This is a genomic window from Streptomyces sp. NPDC002499, from assembly GCF_053595415.1.
Genome location: NZ_JBSFXO010000006.1, coordinates 308,268 through 329,959 on the forward strand (window position 1 = coordinate 308,268; position 21,692 = coordinate 329,959).

Annotated in this window: 20 protein-coding genes; 10 read left to right on the plus strand and 10 right to left on the minus strand. The window is 70.4% G+C overall.

The window, feature by feature from the left end:
* Nucleotides 1-21: 21 nt before the first annotated feature.
* Entirely contained in the window at nucleotides 22-999 is a 978-nt protein-coding gene (locus ACWD5F_RS18555; RefSeq protein WP_401720439.1) for a pirin family protein, read from the minus strand.
* 111 nt (nucleotides 1,000-1,110) lie between these two features.
* Nucleotides 1,111-1,578, minus strand: coding sequence for an SseB family protein (locus tag ACWD5F_RS18560; RefSeq protein ID WP_123998889.1), 468 nt, complete (start codon nucleotides 1,576-1,578; stop codon nucleotides 1,111-1,113).
* A 161-nt stretch (nucleotides 1,579-1,739) separates the two neighbouring features.
* Between ACWD5F_RS18560 and ACWD5F_RS18565 the strand changes: the two genes are divergently transcribed.
* The 3 genes from ACWD5F_RS18565 (at nucleotide 1,740) to ACWD5F_RS18575 (ending at nucleotide 5,354) form a co-directional block, all read left to right on the plus strand.
* Nucleotides 1,740-3,566, plus strand: a complete 1,827-nt coding sequence (locus ACWD5F_RS18565; RefSeq protein ID WP_451255555.1) for an acyl-CoA dehydrogenase — start codon at nucleotides 1,740-1,742, stop codon at nucleotides 3,564-3,566.
* A 135-nt stretch (nucleotides 3,567-3,701) separates the two neighbouring features.
* Entirely contained in the window at nucleotides 3,702-4,994 is a 1,293-nt protein-coding gene (locus ACWD5F_RS18570; protein WP_401720434.1) for a M18 family aminopeptidase, read from the plus strand.
* A gap of 111 nt (nucleotides 4,995-5,105) precedes the next feature.
* Nucleotides 5,106-5,354, plus strand: a complete 249-nt coding sequence (locus ACWD5F_RS18575) for a DUF6458 family protein (protein WP_280875979.1) — start codon at nucleotides 5,106-5,108, stop codon at nucleotides 5,352-5,354.
* Nucleotides 5,355-5,447: 93 nt separating this feature from the next.
* Here the strand turns inward: ACWD5F_RS18575 and ACWD5F_RS18580 are convergent, their stop codons facing one another.
* Nucleotides 5,448-7,274: an NHL domain-containing thioredoxin family protein gene (locus ACWD5F_RS18580; RefSeq protein ID WP_451255557.1), complete on the minus strand. Its 1,827-nt coding sequence runs from the start codon at nucleotides 7,272-7,274 to the stop codon at nucleotides 5,448-5,450.
* 101 nt (nucleotides 7,275-7,375) lie between these two features.
* Here ACWD5F_RS18580 and ACWD5F_RS18585 point away from each other — a divergent pair, with 101 nt between their 5' ends.
* On the plus strand, nucleotides 7,376-7,867 hold the full coding sequence (locus ACWD5F_RS18585) for an LURP-one-related/scramblase family protein (protein ID WP_123998894.1): 492 nt from the start codon (nucleotides 7,376-7,378) through the stop codon (nucleotides 7,865-7,867).
* A 9-nt stretch (nucleotides 7,868-7,876) separates the two neighbouring features.
* On the opposite strand, the gene ACWD5F_RS18590 is transcribed toward ACWD5F_RS18585, so the two are convergent.
* Nucleotides 7,877-9,586, minus strand: coding sequence for a sigma-70 family RNA polymerase sigma factor (locus ACWD5F_RS18590; RefSeq protein WP_451255559.1), 1,710 nt, complete (start codon nucleotides 9,584-9,586; stop codon nucleotides 7,877-7,879).
* 232 nt (nucleotides 9,587-9,818) lie between these two features.
* Between ACWD5F_RS18590 and ACWD5F_RS18595 the strand changes: the two genes are divergently transcribed.
* The gene (locus ACWD5F_RS18595) at nucleotides 9,819-10,229 is read left to right on the plus strand and encodes an SsgA family sporulation/cell division regulator (RefSeq protein ID WP_451255561.1); all 411 of its coding nucleotides are present in this window, start codon (nucleotides 9,819-9,821) and stop codon (nucleotides 10,227-10,229) included.
* A gap of 92 nt (nucleotides 10,230-10,321) precedes the next feature.
* On the opposite strand, the gene ACWD5F_RS18600 is transcribed toward ACWD5F_RS18595, so the two are convergent.
* Nucleotides 10,322-11,140, minus strand: coding sequence for a carbon-nitrogen family hydrolase (locus tag ACWD5F_RS18600; RefSeq protein WP_451255563.1), 819 nt, complete (start codon nucleotides 11,138-11,140; stop codon nucleotides 10,322-10,324).
* 184 nt (nucleotides 11,141-11,324) lie between these two features.
* Between ACWD5F_RS18600 and ACWD5F_RS18605 the strand changes: the two genes are divergently transcribed.
* Entirely contained in the window at nucleotides 11,325-12,149 is an 825-nt protein-coding gene (locus ACWD5F_RS18605; RefSeq protein WP_451255565.1) for a maleylpyruvate isomerase family mycothiol-dependent enzyme, read from the plus strand.
* Nucleotides 12,150-12,186: 37 nt separating this feature from the next.
* Here the strand turns inward: ACWD5F_RS18605 and ACWD5F_RS18610 are convergent, their stop codons facing one another.
* Nucleotides 12,187-13,500, minus strand: a complete 1,314-nt coding sequence (locus tag ACWD5F_RS18610) for an MFS transporter (protein WP_401720419.1) — start codon at nucleotides 13,498-13,500, stop codon at nucleotides 12,187-12,189.
* Entirely contained in the window at nucleotides 13,497-14,168 is a 672-nt protein-coding gene (locus tag ACWD5F_RS18615) for a GntR family transcriptional regulator (protein ID WP_451255568.1), read from the minus strand. The genes ACWD5F_RS18610 and ACWD5F_RS18615 overlap by 4 nt, the downstream gene beginning before the upstream one ends.
* A gap of 262 nt (nucleotides 14,169-14,430) precedes the next feature.
* Here ACWD5F_RS18615 and ACWD5F_RS18620 point away from each other — a divergent pair, with 262 nt between their 5' ends.
* Nucleotides 14,431-15,333 (plus strand): D-alanyl-D-alanine carboxypeptidase family protein, encoded by a 903-nt coding sequence (locus tag ACWD5F_RS18620; RefSeq protein ID WP_451255570.1) that lies wholly within the window; start codon nucleotides 14,431-14,433, stop codon nucleotides 15,331-15,333.
* 100 nt (nucleotides 15,334-15,433) lie between these two features.
* On the opposite strand, the gene ACWD5F_RS18625 is transcribed toward ACWD5F_RS18620, so the two are convergent.
* Genes ACWD5F_RS18625 through pdhA form a run of 3 tightly spaced genes read right to left on the minus strand, consistent with a single transcriptional unit; the run spans nucleotide 15,434 to nucleotide 19,032 of the window.
* Nucleotides 15,434-16,843, minus strand: coding sequence for a dihydrolipoamide acetyltransferase family protein (locus ACWD5F_RS18625; RefSeq protein ID WP_451255572.1), 1,410 nt, complete (start codon nucleotides 16,841-16,843; stop codon nucleotides 15,434-15,436).
* Nucleotides 16,844-16,853: 10 nt separating this feature from the next.
* Nucleotides 16,854-17,849, minus strand: a complete 996-nt coding sequence (locus ACWD5F_RS18630) for an alpha-ketoacid dehydrogenase subunit beta (protein WP_451255574.1) — start codon at nucleotides 17,847-17,849, stop codon at nucleotides 16,854-16,856.
* Between the two features lies 1 nt (nucleotide 17,850).
* Nucleotides 17,851-19,032 (minus strand): pyruvate dehydrogenase (acetyl-transferring) E1 component subunit alpha, encoded by a 1,182-nt coding sequence (gene pdhA, locus ACWD5F_RS18635; protein WP_451255576.1) that lies wholly within the window; start codon nucleotides 19,030-19,032, stop codon nucleotides 17,851-17,853.
* Between the two features lie 344 nt (nucleotides 19,033-19,376).
* Here pdhA and ACWD5F_RS18640 point away from each other — a divergent pair, with 344 nt between their 5' ends.
* The 3 genes from ACWD5F_RS18640 to ACWD5F_RS18650 all read left to right on the plus strand — a co-directional run bounded on the left by ACWD5F_RS18640 (nucleotide 19,377) and on the right by ACWD5F_RS18650 (nucleotide 21,654).
* A complete protein-coding gene (locus tag ACWD5F_RS18640) occupies nucleotides 19,377-20,036 on the plus strand; it encodes a response regulator (RefSeq protein ID WP_451255578.1) in 660 nt (219 codons plus the stop codon).
* Nucleotides 20,037-20,098: 62 nt separating this feature from the next.
* Nucleotides 20,099-20,557, plus strand: a complete 459-nt coding sequence (locus ACWD5F_RS18645) for a pyridoxamine 5'-phosphate oxidase family protein (RefSeq protein WP_451255580.1) — start codon at nucleotides 20,099-20,101, stop codon at nucleotides 20,555-20,557.
* Nucleotides 20,558-20,649: 92 nt separating this feature from the next.
* Nucleotides 20,650-21,654 (plus strand): phosphotransferase, encoded by a 1,005-nt coding sequence (locus ACWD5F_RS18650; RefSeq protein WP_451255582.1) that lies wholly within the window; start codon nucleotides 20,650-20,652, stop codon nucleotides 21,652-21,654.
* The last annotated feature ends 38 nt before the right edge of the window (nucleotides 21,655-21,692 follow it).

Genomic DNA, 21,692 nt, shown 5'->3' on the forward strand with positions numbered 1-21,692 from the left:
GGGCCCTTTTCGTGGAACCCGTCAGCCCTGGGGGCCGCTCTCGTTCATGCCGTGCACCGCCGGGATGGTGCCCAGGCGGCCCTTCTGGAAGTCCTCGAAGGCCTGCTGGAGTTCGGCCTGGTTGTTCATGACGAACGGGCCGTAGTGGGCCATCGGCTCACGGATCGGCTGGCCGCCGAGGAGGACGACCTCCATGTCCGGGGTGTTCGAGTCCTGCTGCTCGTCCGCGCGGACGGTCAGCGAGGAGCCCGCCCCGAAGACGGCGGTCTGGCCCAGGTGGATCGGCCTGCGCTCGGCGCCCACCGCGCCCTTGCCGGCCAGCACGTACGCGAGACCGTTGAAGTCCTCGCGCCACGGCAGGGTCAGCTCGGCGCCCGGCGCCAGCGTCGCGTGGATCATCGTGATCGGCGTGTGCGTGATGCCGGGGCCCGCGTGACCGTCCAGCTCACCGGCGATGACCCGCAGGAGCGCGCCGCCGTCGGGGGTGGTGAGCAGCTGCACGTTGCCGCCGCGGATGTCCTGGTAGCGCGGGGCCATCATCTTGTCCTTGGCCGGGAGGTTCACCCACAGCTGGAGCCCGTGGAAGAGACCGCCGGACACGACCAGGGACTCCGGCGGCGCCTCGATGTGCAGCAGGCCCGCGCCCGCCGTCATCCACTGGGTGTCACCGTTGGTGATGGTGCCGCCGCCACCGTTGGAGTCCTGGTGGTCGAAGACGCCGTCGATGATGTAGGTGACGGTCTCGAAACCGCGGTGGGGGTGCCAGGGAGTGCCCTTGGGCTCGCCCGGCGCGTACTCCACCTCACCCATCTGGTCCATCATGATGAACGGGTCGAGGTGGCGGTAGTGGATCCCGGCGAACGCGCGGCGCACCGGGAAGCCCTCGCCCTCGAATCCGCTCGGGGCGGTCGTGACGCCGAGCACGGGGCGTGCCACGGCATCGACCGGCGTGGTCACGCGCGGGAGCGTCAACGGGTTCTCGACGGTCACTGCAGGCATGTCGGTACCTCCTTGTGCGGCCAGTTTAGTTGAGCATTGAACTTTCTGCCACCCCTAACGGAGAAAGCCCGGAGGACATTCCCTCCGGGCTTCCAGGTCTGGGGATGCGGATCAGCCGTACATGCGACGCATCGCGAAGTCGACCATCTGTTCGACCGCCTTCGCGTCGAAGACCATCCTGTGCTCGCCCTCCATGTCGAGGACGAAGCCGTAGCCGGTGGGCAGGAGGTCGATCACCTCGGCGCCGGTGATCACGAAGTACTTGGACTCCTTGCCCGCGTACCGCCGCAGCTCCTTGAGCGAGGTGAACATCGGGATCACCGGCTGCTGCGTGTTGTGCAGCGCGAGGAACCCGGGGTTGTCGCCCCGCGGGCAGTACACCTTCGATGTGGCGAAGACCTGCTGGAAGTCCTCGGCCGCCAACTGGCCGGTGGTGAACGCCCGCACCGCGTCCGCGAGGGACGGTGGGGACGGCTCGGGGTACAGCGGCGGCTGCTGGCCGTACCCGCCCGGCATCTGCTGCTGTCCTTGGGCGTACTGCTGTTGCTGAGCGCCCACACCCTGGTCGTAGCCGTACATGCCCCAAAGAGTACTGAGTCACAGATGACCCAATCGGGGTTGCTTCTTATTACCGACGGGTAGCATCATCGTAGCTACTTATTGGTACACGTTTATCCATCTGAACCAGCGCGAGGATCCAGTGCCTCGCCGATCTCTCTACGGAGCCGGGAGCCGTCACCATGGGGCACTACAAGTCGAATCTCCGCGACATCGAGTTCAACCTCTTCGAAGTACTCGGCCGCGACAAGCTGTACGGCACCGGGCCCTTCGAGGAGATGGACGCCGAGACCGCGAAGAGCATCCTCGACGAGCTCACCCGCCTCGCCGAGAACGAGCTGGCGGAGTCCTTCGCGGACGCCGACCGCAACCCCCCGGTCTTCGACCCGGAGACGAACACCGCGCCGGTCCCGGCGTCCTTCAAGAAGAGCTACAAAGCCTTCATGGACGCGGAGTACTGGCGGCTCGGCCTGCCCGAGGAGATCGGCGGCACCACCGCTCCGCCCTCCCTGATCTGGGCCTACGCGGAGCTGGTGCTCGGCGCGAACCCGGCCGTGTGGATGTACTCCTCCGGCCCGGCGTTCGCCCGCATCCTCTTCGAGGAGGGCACCGAGGAGCAGAAGAAGCTCGCCAAGATCGCCGTGGAGAAGACCTGGGGCTCCACCATGGTGCTCACCGAGCCCGACGCGGGCTCGGACGTCGGCGCCGGCCGCACGAAGGCGGTCCAGCAGGAGGACGGCTCCTGGCACATCGAGGGCGTCAAGCGCTTCATCACCTCCGGTGAGCACGACATGGAGGAGAACATCCTCCACTACGTGCTGGCGCGCCCCGAGGGTGCCGGGCCCGGCACCAAGGGCCTGTCCCTCTTCCTCGTACCGAAGTACCTCTTCGACTTCGAGACCGGCGAGCTGGGCGAGCGCAACGGCGTCTACGCCACCAACGTCGAGCACAAGATGGGCCTGAAGGCCTCCAACACCTGCGAGATGACCTTCGGCGACCGGCAGCCCGCCAAGGGCTGGCTGATCGGCGACCGGCACGACGGCATCCGCCAGATGTTCCGGATCATCGAGTTCGCGCGGATGATGGTCGGCACGAAGGCGATCTCCACGCTGTCGACGGGCTACCTGAACGCGCTGGAGTACGCCAAGGAGCGCGTCCAGGGCACCGACCTCGCCGCCTTCGGCGACAAGACCGCGCCCAAGGTCACCATCACCCACCACCCCGACGTCCGCCGCTCGCTGATCACGCAGAAGGCGTACGCCGAGGGCATGCGCGCCCTCGTCCTGTACACCGCCTCGATCCAGGACGCGATCCAGGTCAAGGAGACGAACGGCGAGGACGCGAAGACCGAGCACGCGCTCAACGACCTGCTCCTGCCAATCGTGAAGGGCTACGGCTCCGAGAAGGGCTACGAGCAGCTCGCGCAGTCGCTGCAGACCTTCGGCGGCTCCGGGTTCCTCCAGGAGTACCCGATCGAGCAGTACATCCGGGACGCCAAGATCGACACCCTGTACGAGGGCACGACGGCGATCCAGGGCCAGGACTTCTTCTTCCGGAAGATCGTCCGCAACCAGGGCTCGGCGCTCAACTCCCTGGCCGAGGACATCAAGAAGTTCCTCGCGCTCGGCACCGGCGGCGAGCAGCTGGCCGGCGCCCGCGAGCACCTCGCCAAGGCGGCCGTCGAGCTGGAGGCGATCGTCGGCCTGATGCTGACCGACCTCGCGGCCACCGAGCAGGACGTCAAGAACATCTACAAGGTCGGCCTGAACAGCACCCGCCTGCTGCTCGCCTCCGGCGACGTGATCGTCGGCTACCTGCTCCTCAAGGGCGCCGCCGTCGCCGCCGAGAAGCTGGAGACCGCCCCCGCCAAGGATGTGGCCTTCTACACCGGCAAGATCGCGGCGGCGAAGTTCTTCGCGGCCAACGTCCTGCCGGGCGTCACCGGCGCCCGCAAGCTCGCCGAGAACGTCGACCTGGACGTGATGGAGCTCGACGAAGCCGCGTTCTGATGAGAGACCGGTCACCCGGTCCCGGTCGTGGTTCCAGCGGCCCGGGATCTGGGTAGCCAGAACTCCACATCGCCTCCCGAGGGCCCGCTCCCCAGCACGCGGAGTGGGCCTTCGTACGTCGTTAAGGTGAACCCCATGAGCGAACCCCCCCGCTTCGACCGCGGCCACACCGACGACCTCATGTCCTTCCTGACGGCCAGCCCGTCGCCGTACCACGCGGTGGCCGGCTCCGCCGAGCGGCTGGAGAAGGCAGGGTTCAGGCAGGTCGTGGAGACGGATGCCTGGGACGGGACGACCGGCGGGAAGTACGTGCTGCGCGGCGGCGCGATCGTGGCCTGGTACGTCCCCGAGGGCGCGGCGCCCCACACGCCGTTCCGTATCGTCGGCGCGCACACCGACTCCCCGAACCTGCGGGTCAAGCCGCTGCCCGACACCGGGGCGCACGGCTGGCGCCAGGTCGCCGTGGAGATCTACGGCGGGCCGCTGCTGAACTCCTGGCTCGACCGTGACCTGGGCCTGGCCGGCCGGGTGACCCTGCGGGACGGCTCGACCCGCCTGGTCAACGTGGACCGGCCACTGCTGCGGGTGCCCCAACTCGCCATCCACCTGGACCGTTCGGTGGCGGCGGAAGGGCTCAAGCTCGACAAGCAGCGGCATCTTCAGCCGGTGTGGGGCCTCGGCAACGACGTGCGCGACGGCGACCTGATCGCCTTCGTGGAGGAGACGGCCGGGCTCGCGGCGGGCGAGGTCACCGGCTGGGACCTGATGGTGCACTCCGTGGAACCGCCGGCCTACCTGGGCCGGGACAAGGACCTGGTCGCGGGTCCGCGCATGGACAACCTGCTCTCGGTGCACGCCGGCGTGGCCGCGCTCGCCGCGGTCTCCGTCGGCAACCTGCCCTCCATCCCCGTACTCGCCGCCTTCGACCACGAGGAGAACGGCTCGCAGTCGGACACGGGCGCGGACGGGCCGCTGCTCGGCAGTGTGCTGGAGCGTTCGGTGTTCGCCCGCGGCGGCTCCTACGAGGACCGGGCGAGAGCCTTCGCCGGCACCGTCTGTCTCTCCTCCGACACCGGTCACGCGGTGCACCCCAACTACGCCGAGCGGCACGACCCGACGCACCACCCGCGGGTCAACGGCGGGCCGATCCTCAAGGTCAACGTCAACAACCGCTACGCCACGGACGGTTCGGGCCGCGCGGTGTTCGCCGCCGCCTGCGAGAAGGCGGGCGTGCCCTTCCAGTCGTTCGTGTCCAACAACTCCATGCCCTGCGGCACGACGATCGGCCCGATCACCGCGGCCCGGCACGGCATCAAGACCGTGGACATCGGTGCCGCGATCCTCTCGATGCACAGCGCCCGCGAACTGTGCGGCGCGGACGACCCGCATCTGCTGGCCAACGCGCTGGTGGCGTTCCTGGACGGGTAGTCACGGGGGCAGCCGACGGGTTGTCAACGGCGCAGTGGCGCATGGGTGTTGTACGCCGGGGTACCCGGAGGTCCGGACCGGAAGGACCGGGCCGGACAGGAGGCGACACTCATGGGCCTCGGTGGATGCATCATCCTGATCGCTTCGGGAGCCATCCTCACCTTCGCGACCGACTGGCACATGAAGGGGGTCAACCTCGACCTGGTCGGCGTCATCCTCATGGCCGTCGGACTCATCGGCGTCAGCACGTTCAGCAGCATCGCCCGGCGCAGGCGTGTGGTGGTACCGCCGACCACTTCGGTGATCGACGAGGACCCGAACCGCCGCCGCGACGGCTACGGCGGCGGATACGGCGTGTAACGGTCAATCGCGAACAACTGCGCGCGAAGCCAACGTGTTCAGTTGTGTGAATAGCGTGAAGAATTTCGAGGCCCGAAAGGCCTTTCGGAGCGCTCACGCCTCGCGCTCGTCCATGCCCGCCAGGACCAGCGGCAGCCGGTCCGCCCCGCCCTCGGTGAGGCGGACCGGAACGCCCCAGTCCTGCTGGTGCACATGGCAGGCCGGGTACTCGACGGCTGGGTCGTCGTCGCACGAGGCGGCCATCGCCGAGACGTGCAACACGCCTTCCTCGATCGCCGGGTCGAGCTCCAGATCCCGTACGAGATCCGTGTCCGCGCCCTCTCCCGCGAGCAGCAGCTCCGGCGGGGTGGCGGAGACCAGGAGCCGGGTCGAGGGGCCGTACCGGGTGTCGAGCTTCTGACCGGCGGGCGCCTGGAAGATCACGTCCAACCGGACCTTCCCCGCGGCCACTTCGGTCGCCGCGCGCTGCGTCCGATGGGCGACCGCGGCCACCCGGACCGCTTCCTCCGGCAGCCGCAGCCGGGTCAGCCGGTGGCGGGCCGACTCGACGACCACGATGTCGTCGCCGACGAGCACGGCGTCGCTCGGCTCCCGCAGATCCGTGGCCAGGGTGGTGACCTCGCCGGTCGCGGGGTCGAAGCGGCGCAGCGCGTGGTTGTACGTGTCGCTGATCGCGACCGAGCCGTCGGGCAGCGCGGTGACGCCCAACGGGTGCTGGAGCAGCGCCTGTTCGGCCGCCCCGTCGCGATGACCGAAGTCGAACAGGCCCGTGCCCACCGCCGTGTGCACGCTGCCGTCCAGATCGACCCAGCGCAGGGCGGACGTCTCGGAGTCGGCGACCCACAGCCGCTCGGGCGTCGCGGCGAGCCCGGACGGCTGCGCGAACCAGGCCTCGGCGGCGGGCCCGTCGACGAGCCCCTCGTTGGTCGTGCCCGCGGCGACGGCGACGGTCCGCTCCTCCGGGTCGTAGACCCACAGCTGGTGCACCCCGGCCATGGCGATCCACACCTTGCCGTCCCACCGGGCGACGTCCCACGGTGAGGACAGGTCGACCTCGCGGGCCGGCCCGGAGGTGGGCGCCCCCTGCCACCACTGCCGACCGGTGCCGGCCAGGGTGGTGACCTCGCCGGTCGCGAGGTCGAGGCGGCGCAGCGCGTGGTTCACGGTGTCGGCGACGACCACGGAACCGTCGTCGAGCAGCGCGAGCCCCTGCGGCTCGCTGAAGGCGGCGCTGTCCGGGCCGCCGTCCGCGAACCCGCGCGTGCCCGTGCCGATGCGCCGTACGACGCTCTCCCCGTCCGCGGCGAGTTCGACCAGCTGATGCCGGGTGGTGTCGCTGACCAGGAAGGTCCCGCCGGGCAGGACGATCGCCTTCCCCGGGAAGCGCAGCACCGTCGGCTCCGGCTCCGGCGCCACGTACGGGCCGTCGCCGCGCCGCAGCGTGCCCTTCGCCCCGTGCTCGGCCTCCAGCTCCGTCACCAGCCGCTCGATGGCGTGCACATGGCCCTCGCCCGCGTGCTGCGCGACGACGTACCCCTCGGGGTCGATCACGACCAGCGTCGGCCACGCGCGCACGGCGTACTGCTTCCAGGTCGCCAGCTCCGGGTCGTCGAGGACCGGGTGCGCCACTCCGTACCGCTCGACGGCGTCGGCCACCGCCGCGTGCTCCGCCTCGTGGACGAACTTCGGGGAGTGCACCCCGATCACCACGACCGTGTCGGCGTGCTTCTTCTCCAGCTCCCGCAGCTCGTCCAGGACATGCAGACAGTTCACACAGCAGAACGTCCAGAAATCCAGGACGACGATGCGTCCGCGCAGGTCGGCGAGGGTGTACCGCTGGTCGCCCGTGTTCAGCCAGCCGCCCTTGCCGACCAGCTCGGGAGCGCGGACGCGGACGCGTCGGGGAGTGGAGTCGCTCATGCGTCAAGAGTGCCACCCGCCACTGACAGTCACCCCGGCGGAGTCAGTCCGTCGGCCTATCGGCGGCGTCGCGGACCCGGGACCGGGGAAGCCGTGACGGTATGAGATTCCTCGTGCGCGACCGGCTCCTCGGCTTCGGTGACGACTACTGGATCGAGGACGAACACGGCAACAAGGTGTTCCTCGTCGACGGCAAGGCCATGCGGCTGCGGGACACCTTCGAGCTGAAGGACACGCGAGGGCGCGTCCTCATCGACATCCACAAGAAGATGCTCGCCCTGCGCGACACCATGGTGATCGAACGGGACGGCGAACCCCTCGCCCGCATCAAGCGAAAACGCCTCTCCCTCCTGCGCAACCACTACCGCGTGGCCCTCGTCGACGGCACCGAGCTCGACGTCAGCGGCAAGATCCTCGACCGCGAGTTCGCCGTCGAGTACGACAACGAACTGCTGGCCGTGATCTCCCGCCGCTGGATGCACATCCGCGAGACGTACGGCGTCGACGTCGTCCGCGACGACGCGGATCCGGCGCTGCTGATCGCGGTGGCGGTGTGCGTGATCCACCTGGCGGAGAAGGAACGGGAGGACTGAGCCGGAGGACTAGACGGGGTACCGGGGAGCGGACTGCACCGGAGGGGGGCAGTCGTCCGTGGGGGACGGGGACGGTGCGGGCTCCGTCGGTTCCTCGACGGGCTTCGTGGGCTCGGGTGACGTGGGCTCGGGATAGGTGGGCTCGGGTGACGTGGGTTCAGGAGCCGAGGGTTCGGGAGTCGAGGGCTCCGGTGACGTCGGCTCGGGCGCCGGCGTACCCGGACCCGAAGGCGCCGAGGTGGGCGTGGGTATCGGCGTCGGAGACGGAGGCAGGGGCGGGAGCGGAGGCGGTACCGGCACCGACGTGGCAGTTCCCGGCCCGGTGTCGCCGACGTCGTATGAGACCGGGACCGGCACGTCGGACGGCGTCGAACCGGCTCTCGGCGTCCGCGTTCCCTCCGTGGTGCCGGGCGTGGGCGTCACGTCGCCCGTCTCCGGCTGCCCGACCGGCGCCTGAGCAACGGGCGTCTCCCGCACCGACCCCTTGTCCACGGTGACCGGGCCGGGGTCGACCGACCCGAGCGCGATGCAGATCGCCACGGCACCGGCCACGGCGGCACCGGCGGCCACCGCCACCGGCGCCTTCGCACCCCCGGCCACGGCGGACTTCACCCCGTGCAACAGCCCACCACCGTGCCCACCACCCGCAAGCCCGGCCGCACCACCGTGCCCGCCGGCAACTCCGGCCGCACTGCCATGACCACCGGCAACCCCGGCCGCACTGCCATGACCACCGGCAACCCCGGCCGCAGCGCCATGCCCGCCGGCCGAACCGGCCGCCCCCGCGGACGCCCCGCCGGAACCGCCCGCCGAAGCCCCGGCACCGGCGCCGCCACCCGCACTCGCGCCACTGCTCGCACCGGCACCGGAAGCCGCGCTTCCGCTCGCCCCGGCACCTCCACCGGCGCCCGAGGCACCGGCGCCCGACGTACCGCTCACTGCGGCTCCCGCCGAACCCGCGGCGCCCGCCGCGCCCGCCACCCCCGAGAGGAGCCACTTTCCGGCCCCGCCCACCGCGAACACCAACAGCGCCGGTCCGACCAGTGCGGGCAGCTTGCTGTTCGTCTGCATCAACAGGGCGAGCCGCTCACGGCAGTCGTCGCACGCGTCCACGTGTCCGAGCAGCCGTTCGGACTGACGGGCCGTCGCGTTGCCGCGGACGTACGCGGGCATGCGCGCCCAGTGCACCTGGCACGCGGGATCGTCGGGGGCGCCGGTCTGGGTGCGCAGGAACGCCTGCCGCATGCCTTCACGCGCGCGGTGGAGCAGTACCGCCGTCGCCCCCTCGCGCGTGCCGAGCTGCGGCCCGATCGCGGCGAGCGGCTGCCCCTCCGCCTCGGCCAACCACAGTGCCTTGACCCAGCGTTCGGGGAGTTCGCCCAGCACGCGCGTGAGGAGGTCGACGGAGGACACCCGCTCCGCGGGGTCGTCCCCGTGCGCGCCGGCCTCGGCCCGCTCGTCGGTCTGCGGATCCCGTGGTGTCTCGCGTACGGCGCCGCCGGCCGCGGTGGCCAGCCGCCGCACCGTCGTCATCAGGTACGCCGGCACGTTGTCGATCTCGTGCCCGGCGGACAGCCGCCGCCAGACCCGGAAGTGGGCCTCGGCGACGATGTCGTCGGCGGTCCAGGAGTTCCTGGTGAGCGAGCGCGCGTAGGCGACGAGACGCGGCTGCTGCTCCGCGTACACGCGGGCGTACTCGGCGGTGGAACCGTCGTTCATGGCAGGAACTCCAGTTGCCTGCTGGGGGATGGCCCCGGTGGGTTTGTCACCCTAGATGACAAAGGTTTCAATTAAAGTTGCGGCCGAAATGAAAGGTGACGCAGGTCACAGTCGCCACTCGCGAAACCGCGTAATCAGAAACCCCTCCCGGCGGTCGAGAAGACATCGGCACCACCAGCCATCGGCGTCACGCACCAACTCGCCGACCTCCCGCCCGCCTTGGAGACCATCCGTGTACGTCAGCCTCGACCAGCCCACCGGCGCCCGACTGATCACCCGCGATCAGGAGCTGGCCGTCCCCGTCACCCTTCGCTACGGCTCCGACGACCCGCTCGCCGTGCATTTCGCGTTCCCGGCCTGGATAGCGCTGGACGGTGAGGCGGTGACGTGGACCTTCGCCCGCGCGCTGCTGGAGGAGGGTCTCGGCGCGTCCACCGGCCTCGGCAGCGTGCACATCTGGCCGTGCGGGCCGACGGACACGATCGTGGAACTGCACACCCTGGACGGGGTGGCCATGCTGCGGTTCAGGACGGCCGACCTGCACCGGTTCCTGCTGCGGACGTACACGGTGACGGAGCCGGGCGAGGAGGCGGTGGGTCCGGCCCTGGAGCACGGGCTCGCCGCGCTGCTGGACGGGGTGTGATCCGCCCTCAGCTCCGGGGCGCTCGCGACTCCGAGGCGCGGTCGGCGTCGGAGCGCGGTCAGTGCCGGGGAGCGGTCAGCGCCGGGGAGCCGTCAGCGTCGGGGCGGGTCCAACCCCAGCAACCGGTCCTTCAGCGCCGGGAACTGTTCCCGCGTCACGCCCACCCTCGCCGGGTCGAACTCGACGGTGAGGACCTCCTCGCCGGCGCCGGCCTCCGCCAGGACCTCGCCCCAGGGATCGACCACGATCGAGTGACCCGCCTGCGGAACTCCGGCGTGCGTCCCGGCCGTTCCGCATGCAAGGACGAACGACTGGTTCTCCACCGCCCGCGCCTGAGCCAGCAGCGTCCAGTGGGAGCGGCGGCGCTCGGGCCAGCCCGCCGGGATCACCAGGGTCTCGGCGCCCGCGTCGACGAGCCCACGGAAGAGTTCGGGGAAACGGAGGTCGTAACAGGTCGCGAGACCCAGGACCGTGTCCGGCAGACGGACCGTCACCAGGTCGCGCCCCGCACCCATCAGCACGGCCTCGCCCTTGTCGAAGCCGAAGCGGTGGATCTTGCGGTAGGCCGCGGCCAGTTCACCGGAGGGGGAGAAGACGAGCGAGGTGTTGTAGAGCGTGCCCGCAGCGGACGCCAAGTCGCCCCCGGCCACGGCACGTTCCGGGATCGAGCCCGCGTGCAGCCACACGCCCGCATCGCTCGCCGCCTTGGACATCGCCTCGTAGGTGGGCCCGTTCAGCGGTTCGGCCTCGGTGCCGAACTCCTCGTAGGCGAACGCCCCGGTGGTCCACAGCTCCGGCAGTACGACGAGATCGGCCCCGGCCTGCTCGCGTACCAGGGAAGCCACTCGCTGTCGGCGTGATTCAACCGATTCGCCCTGGTCTACGGCGAGTTGGAGGAGAGAGGCGCGCACACTACCACCGTCCTGGCATTCGAGCCGTCCACACGGGCCTACGATCGTCACACGAAAGCACTGCCGGGGTGCCTCACAGCAGCGTAACTTAGCGTCCCAAGACACCCGCCCAGCGCAGCCGCCACCTCCCACTGGCAACGACGCCAACCAGCCCGTGTACCGACCGCCGAGGGGTCCCGTTTCCGTGAGTCTGCATCCCACTCTCCAGCCCTACGCCGACGCCTGGACCCACTCCATCGAAGCGATATCCGAGCTGGTCCAGCCGCTTGTGGAGGGCGAGTGGAACCGCCGGACTCCGGTCCCCGCCTGGTCGGTGCGGGACGTGGTCTCCCATGTCATCGGGCTGGACTGCGAGATGCTCGGCGACCCGCGGCCCATCCACACCCTGCCGCGCGACCTGTACCACGTCACCAACGACCACCAGCGCTACATGGAGATGCAGGTCGACGTCCGCCGCCACCACACGGCACCGGAGATGACCTCCGAGCTGGAGTACGTGATCATCCGCCGCAACCGGCAGCTGCGCAACGAGTCGCGCGACCCGGGTGCCAAGGTGCGCGCCCCCCTCGGCACCGAGCTCACCCTCGAAGAGTCCATGCGCTCCCACGCGTTCAACGTCTGGGTGCACGAACAGGATCTGCGCACCGCCCTCGGCCGGCCCGGCAACCTCGACTCCCCCGGCGCGCAGGTCGCCCGGGACGTGCTGCTCGCCGAGCTGCCCGCGATCGTGGCCGAGAAGGCGGACGCGCCGCGCAGTTCGGCGATCGTCTTCGACGTGCACGGTCCGATCGAGTTCCTGCGCACCATCCGCGTCGACATCCAGGGCCGCGGCACCCTGGAGACGGCCCCCGCGCTCGGCCCCGCCGCCACTTTCACCCTCGACTGGGAGACGTACGTCCGGCTGGCCTGCGGCCGGGTGTCGCCGGACGCGGCGGCGGACCGGGTGAAGGCGGAGGGCGATCCGGAGCTGACGGGGGCGATCCTGCGGAACTTCACGGTGACGCAGTAGCGGTACCGGGTCGGTCGGGCGTGCACGTGTCCCCGGCTCACGCCGGTACGTGCACCGTCTCCACCCGGCTGGCCACCAGCCGTTCCCGCTCCAGGCGGGCCGCCCGCTTGCGCAGGCGCAGGATCTGGCTGATGCCGAGGGCCTGGAGGACGAAGACGACGGAGAACGCGATGCTGTAGTCGTCGTCCGTCGCGTCCAGCAGCACGCCGATCGCGAACAGGGTCGTCATCGAGGCGACGAAACCGCCCATGTTGGTGATCCCGGAGGCCGTGCCCTGACGTTCGGGCGGGTTGGCCGGGCGGGCGAAGTCGAAGCCGAGCATCGAGGCGGGCCCGCACGCGCCGAGGACCGAACACAGCACGATCAGCAGCCACATCGGCGCGTGCTCGGACGGGTAGGCCAGCGTCACCGCCCACACCGTCGCCGTCGCCGCCACCGTGCCGAGCGCCAGCGGCAGCCGCGCCGCGTGGTGCCGGGCGACGACCTGGCCGTAGACGAGGCCGAAGGCCATGTTCGACAGGACGACCAGGGTGAGGAGTTCACCGGCCGTGGCGCGGGACAGGCCCTGCGCCTGGACGAGGAACGGCATCCCCCACAGCAGCAGGAACACCATCGCCGGGAACTGGGTGGTGAAGTGCACCCACAGGCCGAGCCGGGTCCCGGGCTCGCGCCAGGAGGCGGCGATCTGGCGGCGGACGTAGGCGGCGCCCTGGTGCGGGAAGGGCTCCGGCTCGTGGCCCTCGGGGTGGTCCTTGAGGAACAGCAGGAGCAGGACGAACACGATCACGCCGGCGCCCGCGCTGCCCGCGAAGGCGGCCGTCCAGCCGACGCCGTGCAGCAGCCGGGCCAGCACCAGCGTGGAGACCAGGTTGCCCGCCATGCCGGCGAGGCCCGCGAGCTGCGCGACCAGCGGGCCACGGCGGGCCGGGAACCACCGAGTACCGAGGCGCAGCACGCTGATGAAGGTCATCGCGTCGCCGCAGCCGAGCAGGGCGCGGGAGGCGAGGGCGGTGCCGTACGAGGGCGAGAAGGCGAAGCCGAGCTGGCCCGCCGTGAACAGGACGGTGCCGATGGCCAGCACCTTCTTGGTGCCGAGCCGGTCGACCAGGAGGCCGACGGGTATCTGCATGCCGGCGTAGACCAGCAGCTGGAGGATCGAGAAGGTCGACAGGGCCGAGGCGCCCACGTGGAAGCGGTCGGCCGCGTCGAGTCCCGCGACCCCCAGCGACGTACGGAAGATGACGGCGACGAAGTAGACGGAGACGCCGATGCCCCAGACGGCGATGGCGCGCCGGCCACCGGGCGGATCACCGGGCAGGGACAGGGCGGAACGCGAACTGCCGCCGCTCATCGGACCTCGCCCCGGGCCAGGTGGGAGAACCAGTCGACGTGCTGGTGCACGATCTCGGCGGCCGCCTCGGCGTCGCCGGTGCGCAGCGCGTCGAGGATCGCCTCGTGCTCGGTGAGCGTCTTGGCGATGCGGTCGGGGTGCGAATGCATGATGGCGACGCCCATCCGCAGCTGCCGGTCGCGGAGTTGGTCGTAGAGGCGGGAGAGGATCTCGTTGCCGCCGCTGCGGACGATCTCGGCGTGGAAGCAGCGGTCGGTGACGGCGGCGCCGGCCAGGTCTCCCGCGGCGGCCTGCTCCTTCTGCTCGGCGAGCAGCTCCTCGAGCCGGGCGATGAGGGTCGGTGACGCCGGTACGACCTTGCGGACCGTGTGCTGCTCGACCAGCATCCGGGTCTCCACCACGTCCGCGATCTCCTGCGAGGAGACGGGCAGGACGAGGGCGCCCTTCTTCGGGTAGAGCCGGATCAGCCCCTCGACCTCGAGCCGGAGCAGCGCCTCGCGCACGGGTGTCCGCGAGACCCCGACGGCGTCGGCCAGCTCGCCCTCGGTGAGCAGGGTGCCGCCTTCGTAGCGGCGCTCCAGGACGCCCTGTTTGACGTGGGCGTACACGCGGTCGGCGGCGGGTGGCTGCTTGACGGTGGGGGACGGGGCGGGTGGTGCGGAAGCCATGGGGACATCTTAGATACAACACGTACGCATGAGGAGAGCGGGTCCACGATCCGGACGAGCCACCCGCCCGGTATCCGCCCGTCCGGGTGCCCGCCTGGCCGGTAGCCGCCGCTTCTGTAATGACCGCGTCACGGAAGCAGACCCGCCCCAGCTGTCGCACAACCATCCGTGCTACATACGTGTCAGACACGTGCGGCCCGATCTTCTCTCCCCTCAACTTGGCCGCACCGCAGGGGCATTCGACGTAATCGGGGTATCTCAGTTGATAACCGGCATCAAGGGCGTTCGTATCCGCCGAGCCGCAGCCGTCGCCATCACGTCCGGCGCGATGCTCGCGACCGGAGCCCTCACCGCGGCACCCGCGCAGGCCGTGACCACGCCCACGATCGTCGCCAAGGGCGGCTACGTGATGAACAACGCGAACGGCAAGGGGCTGTACAGCAAGGCGGCCAACACCAAGCGTTCCACCGGCTCCACCACCAAGATCATGACCGCGAAGGTCGTGCTCGCGCAGTCGAACCTGAACCTCGACGCCAAGGTCACGATCCAGAAGGCCTACAGCGACTACATCGTGTCGAAGGGTGCCTCCTCCGCGCACCTGATCGTCGGCGACAAGGTCACCGTCCGCCAGCTCCTCTACGGGCTGATGCTGCCGTCCGGCTGTGACGCGGCCTACGCGCTCGCGGACAAGTTCGGCACCGGCTCGACGCGCGCCAAGCGCGTGTCCAACTTCATCGGCAAGATGAACACCACGGCCAAGAACCTGGGCCTGACGAACACGCACTTCGACTCGTTCGACGGCATCGGCAACGGCGGCAACTACTCGACGCCGCGCGACCTGACGGTCCTCGCCAGCAACGCGATGAAGAGCTCCACGCTGCGCACGGTCGTCAAGACCAAGAAGTACACGGCGAAGACCATCACCAAGACGGGCTCCACCCGCACGATGGCCGCCTGGACCAACACGAACACCCTGCTCAGCAGCTACAGCGGCACGATCGGCGTGAAGACCGGCTCCGGCGCCGAGGCCAAGTACTGCCTCGTCTTCGCGGCCACCCGCAACGGCAAGACGGTCTACGGCACGGTCCTCGCCTCCACCAACGCCACCCAGCGCGCGACGGACGCGACGAAGCTCCTGAACTACGGCTTCGCGAAGATCGGCTGACACACCAGCACCGCTTGCACACCACCTGAGAAAGGGGCCCGCCGCGATCGCGGCGGGCCCCTTCCATGTCCGGCGGCGTCGGCTCACGCCGACGTGGACGTCACGCCCAGGTGATCAGCCTCTTCGGCTGTTCCAGGATCGCCGCCACGTCCGCAAGCACCTTGGAGCCCAACTCCCCGTCCACCAGGCGGTGGTCGAAGCTCAGGGCGAGGGTCGTGACCTGGCGGGGCTTCACCTTGCCCTTGTGGACCCACGGCTGGAGCTTGATCGCGCCGACCGCGAGGATCGCGGACTCGCCGGGGTTGAGGATCGGCGTGCCCGTGTCGACGCCGAAGACGCCGACGTTGGTAATGGTGACCGTGCCGGCCTGCATGGCGGCGGGGGACGTCTTGCCCTCCCTCGCCGTCGACACCAACTCGCCCAGGGCCTGCGCCAGTTGCGGGAGCGTCTTGGCCTGGGCGTCCTTGATGTTCGGGACGATCAGGCCGCGCGGGGTCGCCGCCGCGATGCCCAGGTTGACGTAGTGCTTGAGCACGATCTCCTGGTTCGCCTCGTCCCAGGACGCGTTGACGTCCGGGTTGCGCTTGATGGCGACCAGCAGGGCCTTGGCGATCAGCAGGAGCGGGTTGACCCGAAGGCCCGCCATCGCGAACTCATCGGACCGCTTCAGCTCCTCCACCAGCTTCATCGTCCGCGTCACGTCGATCGTCACGAACTCCGTGACGTGCGGCGCGGTGAAGGCGGAGCCCACCATCGCCGCCGCCGTCGCCTTGCGGACGCCCTTGACCGGAATACGGGTCTCCCGCGCCGTGTCGTACGTCGGCACCGACACGGGAGCGGGCGCGGTCACCGGGGCCGCCACGGGCGCGGGCGCCGGGGCCACCGCCGCGTGCACGTCCTCGCGCGTGATGACGCCGTCCGGGCCCGAGGGGGTCACCGTGTTCAGGTCGACGCCGAGGTCCTTGGCCAGCTTGCGCACCGGCGGTTTGGCCAGCGGGCGGCCCACCTCGACCGTGGTGGTCCCCGCGTGGCCGTTCAGCTCGGACTGGATCGCCTGAGCGGCCTCCGGGACCGTGGTCTCCGCGGCCGTGGCCTCCGAGCCCTTGCGCGGGCGCCTCTTCGTCGAGGACGTCGAGACGCCGTAGCCCACCAGCACCGGCGTGCGGGCCGCCGGCTTCGCCTCCTCCGTCTCGGCAGGAGGAGCCTCGACCGGAGACGTAGCCGGAGCCTCCGCGGGAGCGGCCCCGCCTCCCGACACGTCCACCGAGATGATCGACGTACCCACGTCGACCGTCGTGCCCTCGGGGAAGCGCAGCTCGCGCACCACCCCGTCGTACGGGATGGGCAGTTCCACCGCGGCCTTGGCCGTCTCGACCTCGCAGACCACCTGCCCGTCGGTGACCGTGTCGCCGGGCTGGACGTACCACTTGAGGATCTCCGCCTCGGTGAGCCCCTCGCCCACGTCCGGCATCTTGAACTCGCGTACGGACGTGTCCGTCATCGTCGTCACGACCCTCTCCTCAGTACGCCAGGGCGCGGTCGACGGCGTCGAGCACCCGGTCCAGGCCCGGCAGGTACTCCTCCTCCAGGCGGGCCGGCGGGTACGGGGCGTGGTAGCCGCCGACCCTGAGGACCGGTGCCTCCAGGTGGTAGAAGCAGCGCTCCGTGATGCGCGCGGCGATCTCCGCGCCGGAGCCGAAGAACACCGGCGCCTCGTGGACCACGACCAGGCGGCGGGTCTTCTCCACCGACGTCTGGATGGCGTCGAAGTCCAGCGGGGAGATGGAGCGCAGGTCGAGGATCTCCAGGGACCTGCCCTCCTCGGCGGCCGCGTCGGCGACCTCCTGGCAGAGCTTCACCATCGGGCCGTAGGCGGCCAGCGTGAGGTCCGTGCCGGTGCGCACGACCCGCGCCTTGTGCAGCGGGCCGGGGATCGCCTCGGGGTCGACCTCGCCCTTGTCCCAGTAGCGCCGCTTGGGCTCGAAGAAGATCACCGGGTCGTCGCTCTGGATGGCCTGCTGCATCATCCAGTACGCGTCCGACGCGTTCGACGGCGAGACCACCTTCAGGCCCGACACGTGCGCGAAGAGCGACTCCGGGGACTCGGAGTGGTGCTCCACCGCGCCGATGCCGCCGCCGTAGGGGATGCGCACGACGACCGGCATCTTGACCTTGCCCAGCGAGCGGGCGTGCATCTTGGCGAGCTGGGTGACGATCTGGTCGTAGGCCGGGAAGACGAAGCCGTCGAACTGGATCTCCACCACCGGGCGGTAGCCGCGCAGCGCGAGGCCGATCGCCGTGCCGACGATGCCGGACTCGGCGAGCGGGGTGTCGATGACGCGGCTCTCGCCGAAGTCTTTCTGCAGACCGTCGGTCACCCGGAAGACACCGCCGAGCTTGCCGACGTCCTCGCCCATGATCAGGACCTTGGGGTCGGTCTCCAGGGCGCGGCGCAGCGATTCGTTGATCGCCTTGGCCAGCGCCATGTTCTTGGCCGTCACGGATTCGGTCGCCATGTCACTTGCCCCCTTCCGCGTCCGCGAACGACGCCTGATAGGCGGCGAACTGGGCTCGCTCCTCGTCGACGAGCGCGTGCCCGTCCGCGTACACGTTCTCGAAGATGGCGAAGTGGTCCGGGTCCGGCATGGCACGGACCGCCTCGCGCACTCGCTTTCCCAACGTCTCGCTCTCGGTCTCCAGTTCCGCGAAGAATCCCTCGTCCGCGTGGTTTGAGACCTCCAGGTACCGGCGAAGGCGCAGGATCGGGTCCTTGGCCTCCCACGCCTCGCGCTCCTCGTCGGCCCGGTACTTCGTCGGGTCGTCGGAGGTGGTGTGCGCGCCCATGCGGTAGGTGTACGCCTCCACGAGCGTCGGTCCCTCGCCGCTGCGGGCCCGCTCCAGCGCCCACCGGGTGACCGCGAGACAGGCCAGCACGTCGTTGCCGTCGACCCGCACGCCCGGGAAGCCGAAGCCCTGGGCGCGCTGGTAGAGCGGGACGCGGGTCTGCTTCTCGGTCGGCTCGGAGATCGCCCACTGGTTGTTCTGGCAGAAGAACACCACCGGCGCGTTGTAGACCGCCGAGAAGGTGAACGACTCGGCGACATCGCCCTGGCTGGAGGCACCGTCGCCGAAGTAGGCGATGACCGCGCTGTCGGCGCCGTCCTTGGTGACGCCCATCGCGTAGCCGGTGGCGTGCAGCGTCTGGGAGCCGATGACGATCGTGTAGAGGTGGAAGTTGTTGCTGTTGGGGTCCCAGCCGCCGTTGTTCACGCCGCGGAACATGCCCAGCAGGTTGGTCGGGTCGACCCCGCGGCACCAGGCGACGCCGTGCTCGCGGTAGGTCGGGAAGACGTAGTCGTCGTCGCGCAGCGCCCGGCCCGAGCCGATCTGGGCGGCCTCCTGGCCCAGCAGCGAGGCCCACAGGCCCAGCTCGCCCTGGCGTTGCAGGGCGGTCGCCTCGGCGTCGAAGCGGCGGGTGAGCACCATGTCGCGGTACAGGCCGCGCAGGTCCTCGGGGGTGACGCCGGTGACGTACTTGTCGTACTCGGGGTTCTTGACGCGCTCGCCCTCGGGCGTCAGCAGCTGGACGAGTTCCGGCTCGGCGTTCGGCGCGTTCTTTGCGGTCGTTCGCTTGCCGGCCGTGCTGTTGGCTCCGGCGCTGCGTCGCGGTTTGCGCGCGGCAGTGCTCTCCACGGTCACGTGTGCTCCTCCGTCGGTCCGGCTACCCGGGTTCGCCGGGTGCCAGTGCGGCTCACCTGTGCCCCACGGACGCACGGGGTGGGTGCGGCCTTCTGCGACACAGGCGTGACAGGTGCCCCGGCGAGCGCCCTGCAGAAGGCACGTTACCCAGTGCTCCACATTTCTGTGAAACCCCTCCTGACCTGCGATTTTGCTTGGATATCCAAGTAAATCGCGAAAGTCGGGAACTCTTCCTGGTCACAGCCTTGCAGGGGGCCGGAACAACGGCACGTTATCCCGGTGACCCAGGTCACGGGAAGAGTTCCCCTCGGGCGGGACTTCAGGCCCTGTGTGAGACTGCGTTTGTGCGCGAAGAGGGAAAAATCAGGGTATTCCTGCTCGACGACCACGAGGTGGTCCGGCGCGGTGTCCACGAGCTCCTGTCGGTCGAGGACGACATCGAGGTGGTCGGCGAGGCGGGCACGGCGGCCGACGCGCTGGTACGCATTCCGGCCACCCGGCCCGACGTGGCCGTGCTCGACGTACGGCTGCCGGACGGCAGCGGCGTCGAGGTGTGCCGGGAGATCCGCTCTCAGGACGAGTCGGTGCGGTGCCTGATGCTGACGTCGTTCGCGGACGACGAGGCCCTCTTCGACGCGATCATGGCGGGCGCCTCCGGATACGTCCTCAAGGCCATCCGCGGCACCGAGCTGCTGACCGCCGTCCGGGACGTCGCGGCCGGCCGGTCCCTGCTCGACCCGGTCGCCACCGCGCGCGTGTTGGAGCGGCTGCGCGACGGCGGCACCGCGCGGGGCGACGAACGGCTCGCGAACCTCACCGTCCAGGAGCGCCGCATCCTCGACCTCATCGGCGAGGGCCTCACCAACCGCCAGATCGGCGAGCAGCTGCACCTCGCCGAGAAGACGATCAAGAACTACGTGTCGAGCCTGCTGTCCAAACTCGGCATGCAGCGACGCTCCCAGGCGGCCGCGTACGTGGCACGCCTCCAGGCGGAGAGACATTGACGGAGTGACATACGGGACTTATGTCCCTGTTATCTCGCTTTCCGCACCGCCACAGTGAACGCATGCTCTCCGACGCACCCTCCGAGACGCCTTCCGACGTGCGCACCACCGACCGGCTCGCCGTCGAGCTGCTCGCCCGCACCGACCACGGCCGGATCGCCACCAGCGTGCGCGCCCTGCCCTTCCTCGCCTTCGCCCGGCACATCGTCGAGGACGGCCGGGTGCTGCTGCGGCTGCCCAGGAGCTGCGGCTGGGACCGGGCCTGCGTCGGCACGGTGGTGGCGTACGGCTCGGACAACCTGGGCTTCGCGCGGCCGGGCGAGGGCCTGTGGACCGTGCAGGTGGTGGGCGCGTGCACGGCGTACGAACCGACCGCCGCCGAGACCGAGCGGTTCGGCCCGGCGCCCCGCCTGGTGGACGGCGAGCCGTACGAGCCCGTCTATCTGAGCGTCGAGCCACAGTTCGGGACCGTGCACTCGACGGACGGCGGCCTGGAACGCCACTTCGGGCACACACTGTGACCGAATGCGACTGACTGTGACAAAGCCCAGGTCAAGGCACCGGCTCGTGCCCTAGCATCTGGCGCGTGCCGCGCTCCCCGTTACCACCCCCATTGCCTCACGCGCCCCCGCTGGAGCCCTTGCTGCGCCAGTACGCCGCCGGTTCCGCCGTCACCTGCGAGCCCGTCGAACAGGGCCTGCTCAACCGCGGCTACCGGCTGCGCACGACCCGCGGTCGCTACTTCCTCAAACACCACTTCGACCCCGAGACCGCCGACCCGGTCGCCATCGCCCGCCAGCACCGCGCCACCCAGCGCCTGGCCGCCCTGGGCGTCCCGGTGGCCCCGCCGCTGACCGGCCGGGACGGACGGACGGTCGCCGTCGTCGGCGGGCACGCCTACGCCCTGCACCCCTGGGTCGAGGGGCGCCACCGCGACGGCGGCCAGCTCACCACCACCCAGTGCGAGCGCCTCGGCGCGCTGCTCGGCGTGGTGCACGCGAGCCTGGAGCGCGTGATGCCGCGCCCCACGCGCGCGTGCGACGAGCCGGCCGACAGCGCCGACCCCGAGGACACGTTCACCCTGATCGACGACCTGCTCACGCGGGTACGGCGCCACCACCCGGCGGACTCCTTCGACGAACTGGCCCGCCACCGCCTCCTGGAACGCCGGGCGCTCCTTGAGCAGCACGCCGACCGGCGCCCCCCGCACGGCGCCTGTGTCGGCTGGGTGCACGGCGACTTCCACCCGTTCAACCTGCTCTACAAGGGCGACGCGCCCGCCGCCATCGTCGACTGGGACCGGCTCGGCCTGCGCCCGCGCGCGGAGGAGGCCGTACGCGCCGCCGCGATCTTCTTCGTACGCCCCGCGGGCACGCTGGACCTGCCGAAGGTACGGGCGTACGCGCACGCGTACCGGCGCACGGCCGGCGCCACGCCCTCCCAGCTCGCGGCGGCCGTGCACCGTGTGTGGTGGGAGCGCCTCAACGACTTCTGGATGCTGCGCTGGCACTACGAACGCGGCGACACCCGCGCGGATCCCCAGTTCCCGGCCGCCTCGGCGCTCGCCGTGTGGTGGACGCGCGAGTACGACGCGGTGTGCGAGGCGTTCGCGTCGTAGCCGAAGGGTCCCCGCGGACGCCGCGCTGTCGGCATCCG

What these genes read in the sequence shown, in the direction of transcription:
- ACWD5F_RS18560 (WP_123998889.1), bottom strand. Translation starts at nt 1,578, where the DNA reads ATGTACGGCTACGACCAGGGTGTGGGCGCTCAGCAACAGCAGTACGCC.
- ACWD5F_RS18585 (WP_123998894.1), top strand. Translation starts at nt 7,376, where the DNA reads ATGAGATTCCTCGTGCGCGACCGGCTCCTCGGCTTCGGTGACGACTAC.
- ACWD5F_RS18645 (WP_451255580.1), top strand. Translation starts at nt 20,099, where the DNA reads ATGCTCTCCGACGCACCCTCCGAGACGCCTTCCGACGTGCGCACCACC.
- ACWD5F_RS18570 (WP_401720434.1), top strand. Translation starts at nt 3,702, where the DNA reads ATGAGCGAACCCCCCCGCTTCGACCGCGGCCACACCGACGACCTCATG.
- ACWD5F_RS18615 (WP_451255568.1), bottom strand. Translation starts at nt 14,168, where the DNA reads ATGGCTTCCGCACCACCCGCCCCGTCCCCCACCGTCAAGCAGCCACCC.
- ACWD5F_RS18590 (WP_451255559.1), bottom strand. Translation starts at nt 9,586, where the DNA reads ATGAACGACGGTTCCACCGCCGAGTACGCCCGCGTGTACGCGGAGCAG.
- ACWD5F_RS18555 (WP_401720439.1), bottom strand. Translation starts at nt 999, where the DNA reads ATGCCTGCAGTGACCGTCGAGAACCCGTTGACGCTCCCGCGCGTGACC.
- ACWD5F_RS18575 (WP_280875979.1), top strand. Translation starts at nt 5,106, where the DNA reads ATGGGCCTCGGTGGATGCATCATCCTGATCGCTTCGGGAGCCATCCTC.
- ACWD5F_RS18610 (WP_401720419.1), bottom strand. Translation starts at nt 13,500, where the DNA reads ATGAGCGGCGGCAGTTCGCGTTCCGCCCTGTCCCTGCCCGGTGATCCG.
- ACWD5F_RS18580 (WP_451255557.1), bottom strand. Translation starts at nt 7,274, where the DNA reads ATGAGCGACTCCACTCCCCGACGCGTCCGCGTCCGCGCTCCCGAGCTG.
- ACWD5F_RS18565 (WP_451255555.1), top strand. Translation starts at nt 1,740, where the DNA reads ATGGGGCACTACAAGTCGAATCTCCGCGACATCGAGTTCAACCTCTTC.
- ACWD5F_RS18630 (WP_451255574.1), bottom strand. Translation starts at nt 17,849, where the DNA reads ATGGCGACCGAATCCGTGACGGCCAAGAACATGGCGCTGGCCAAGGCG.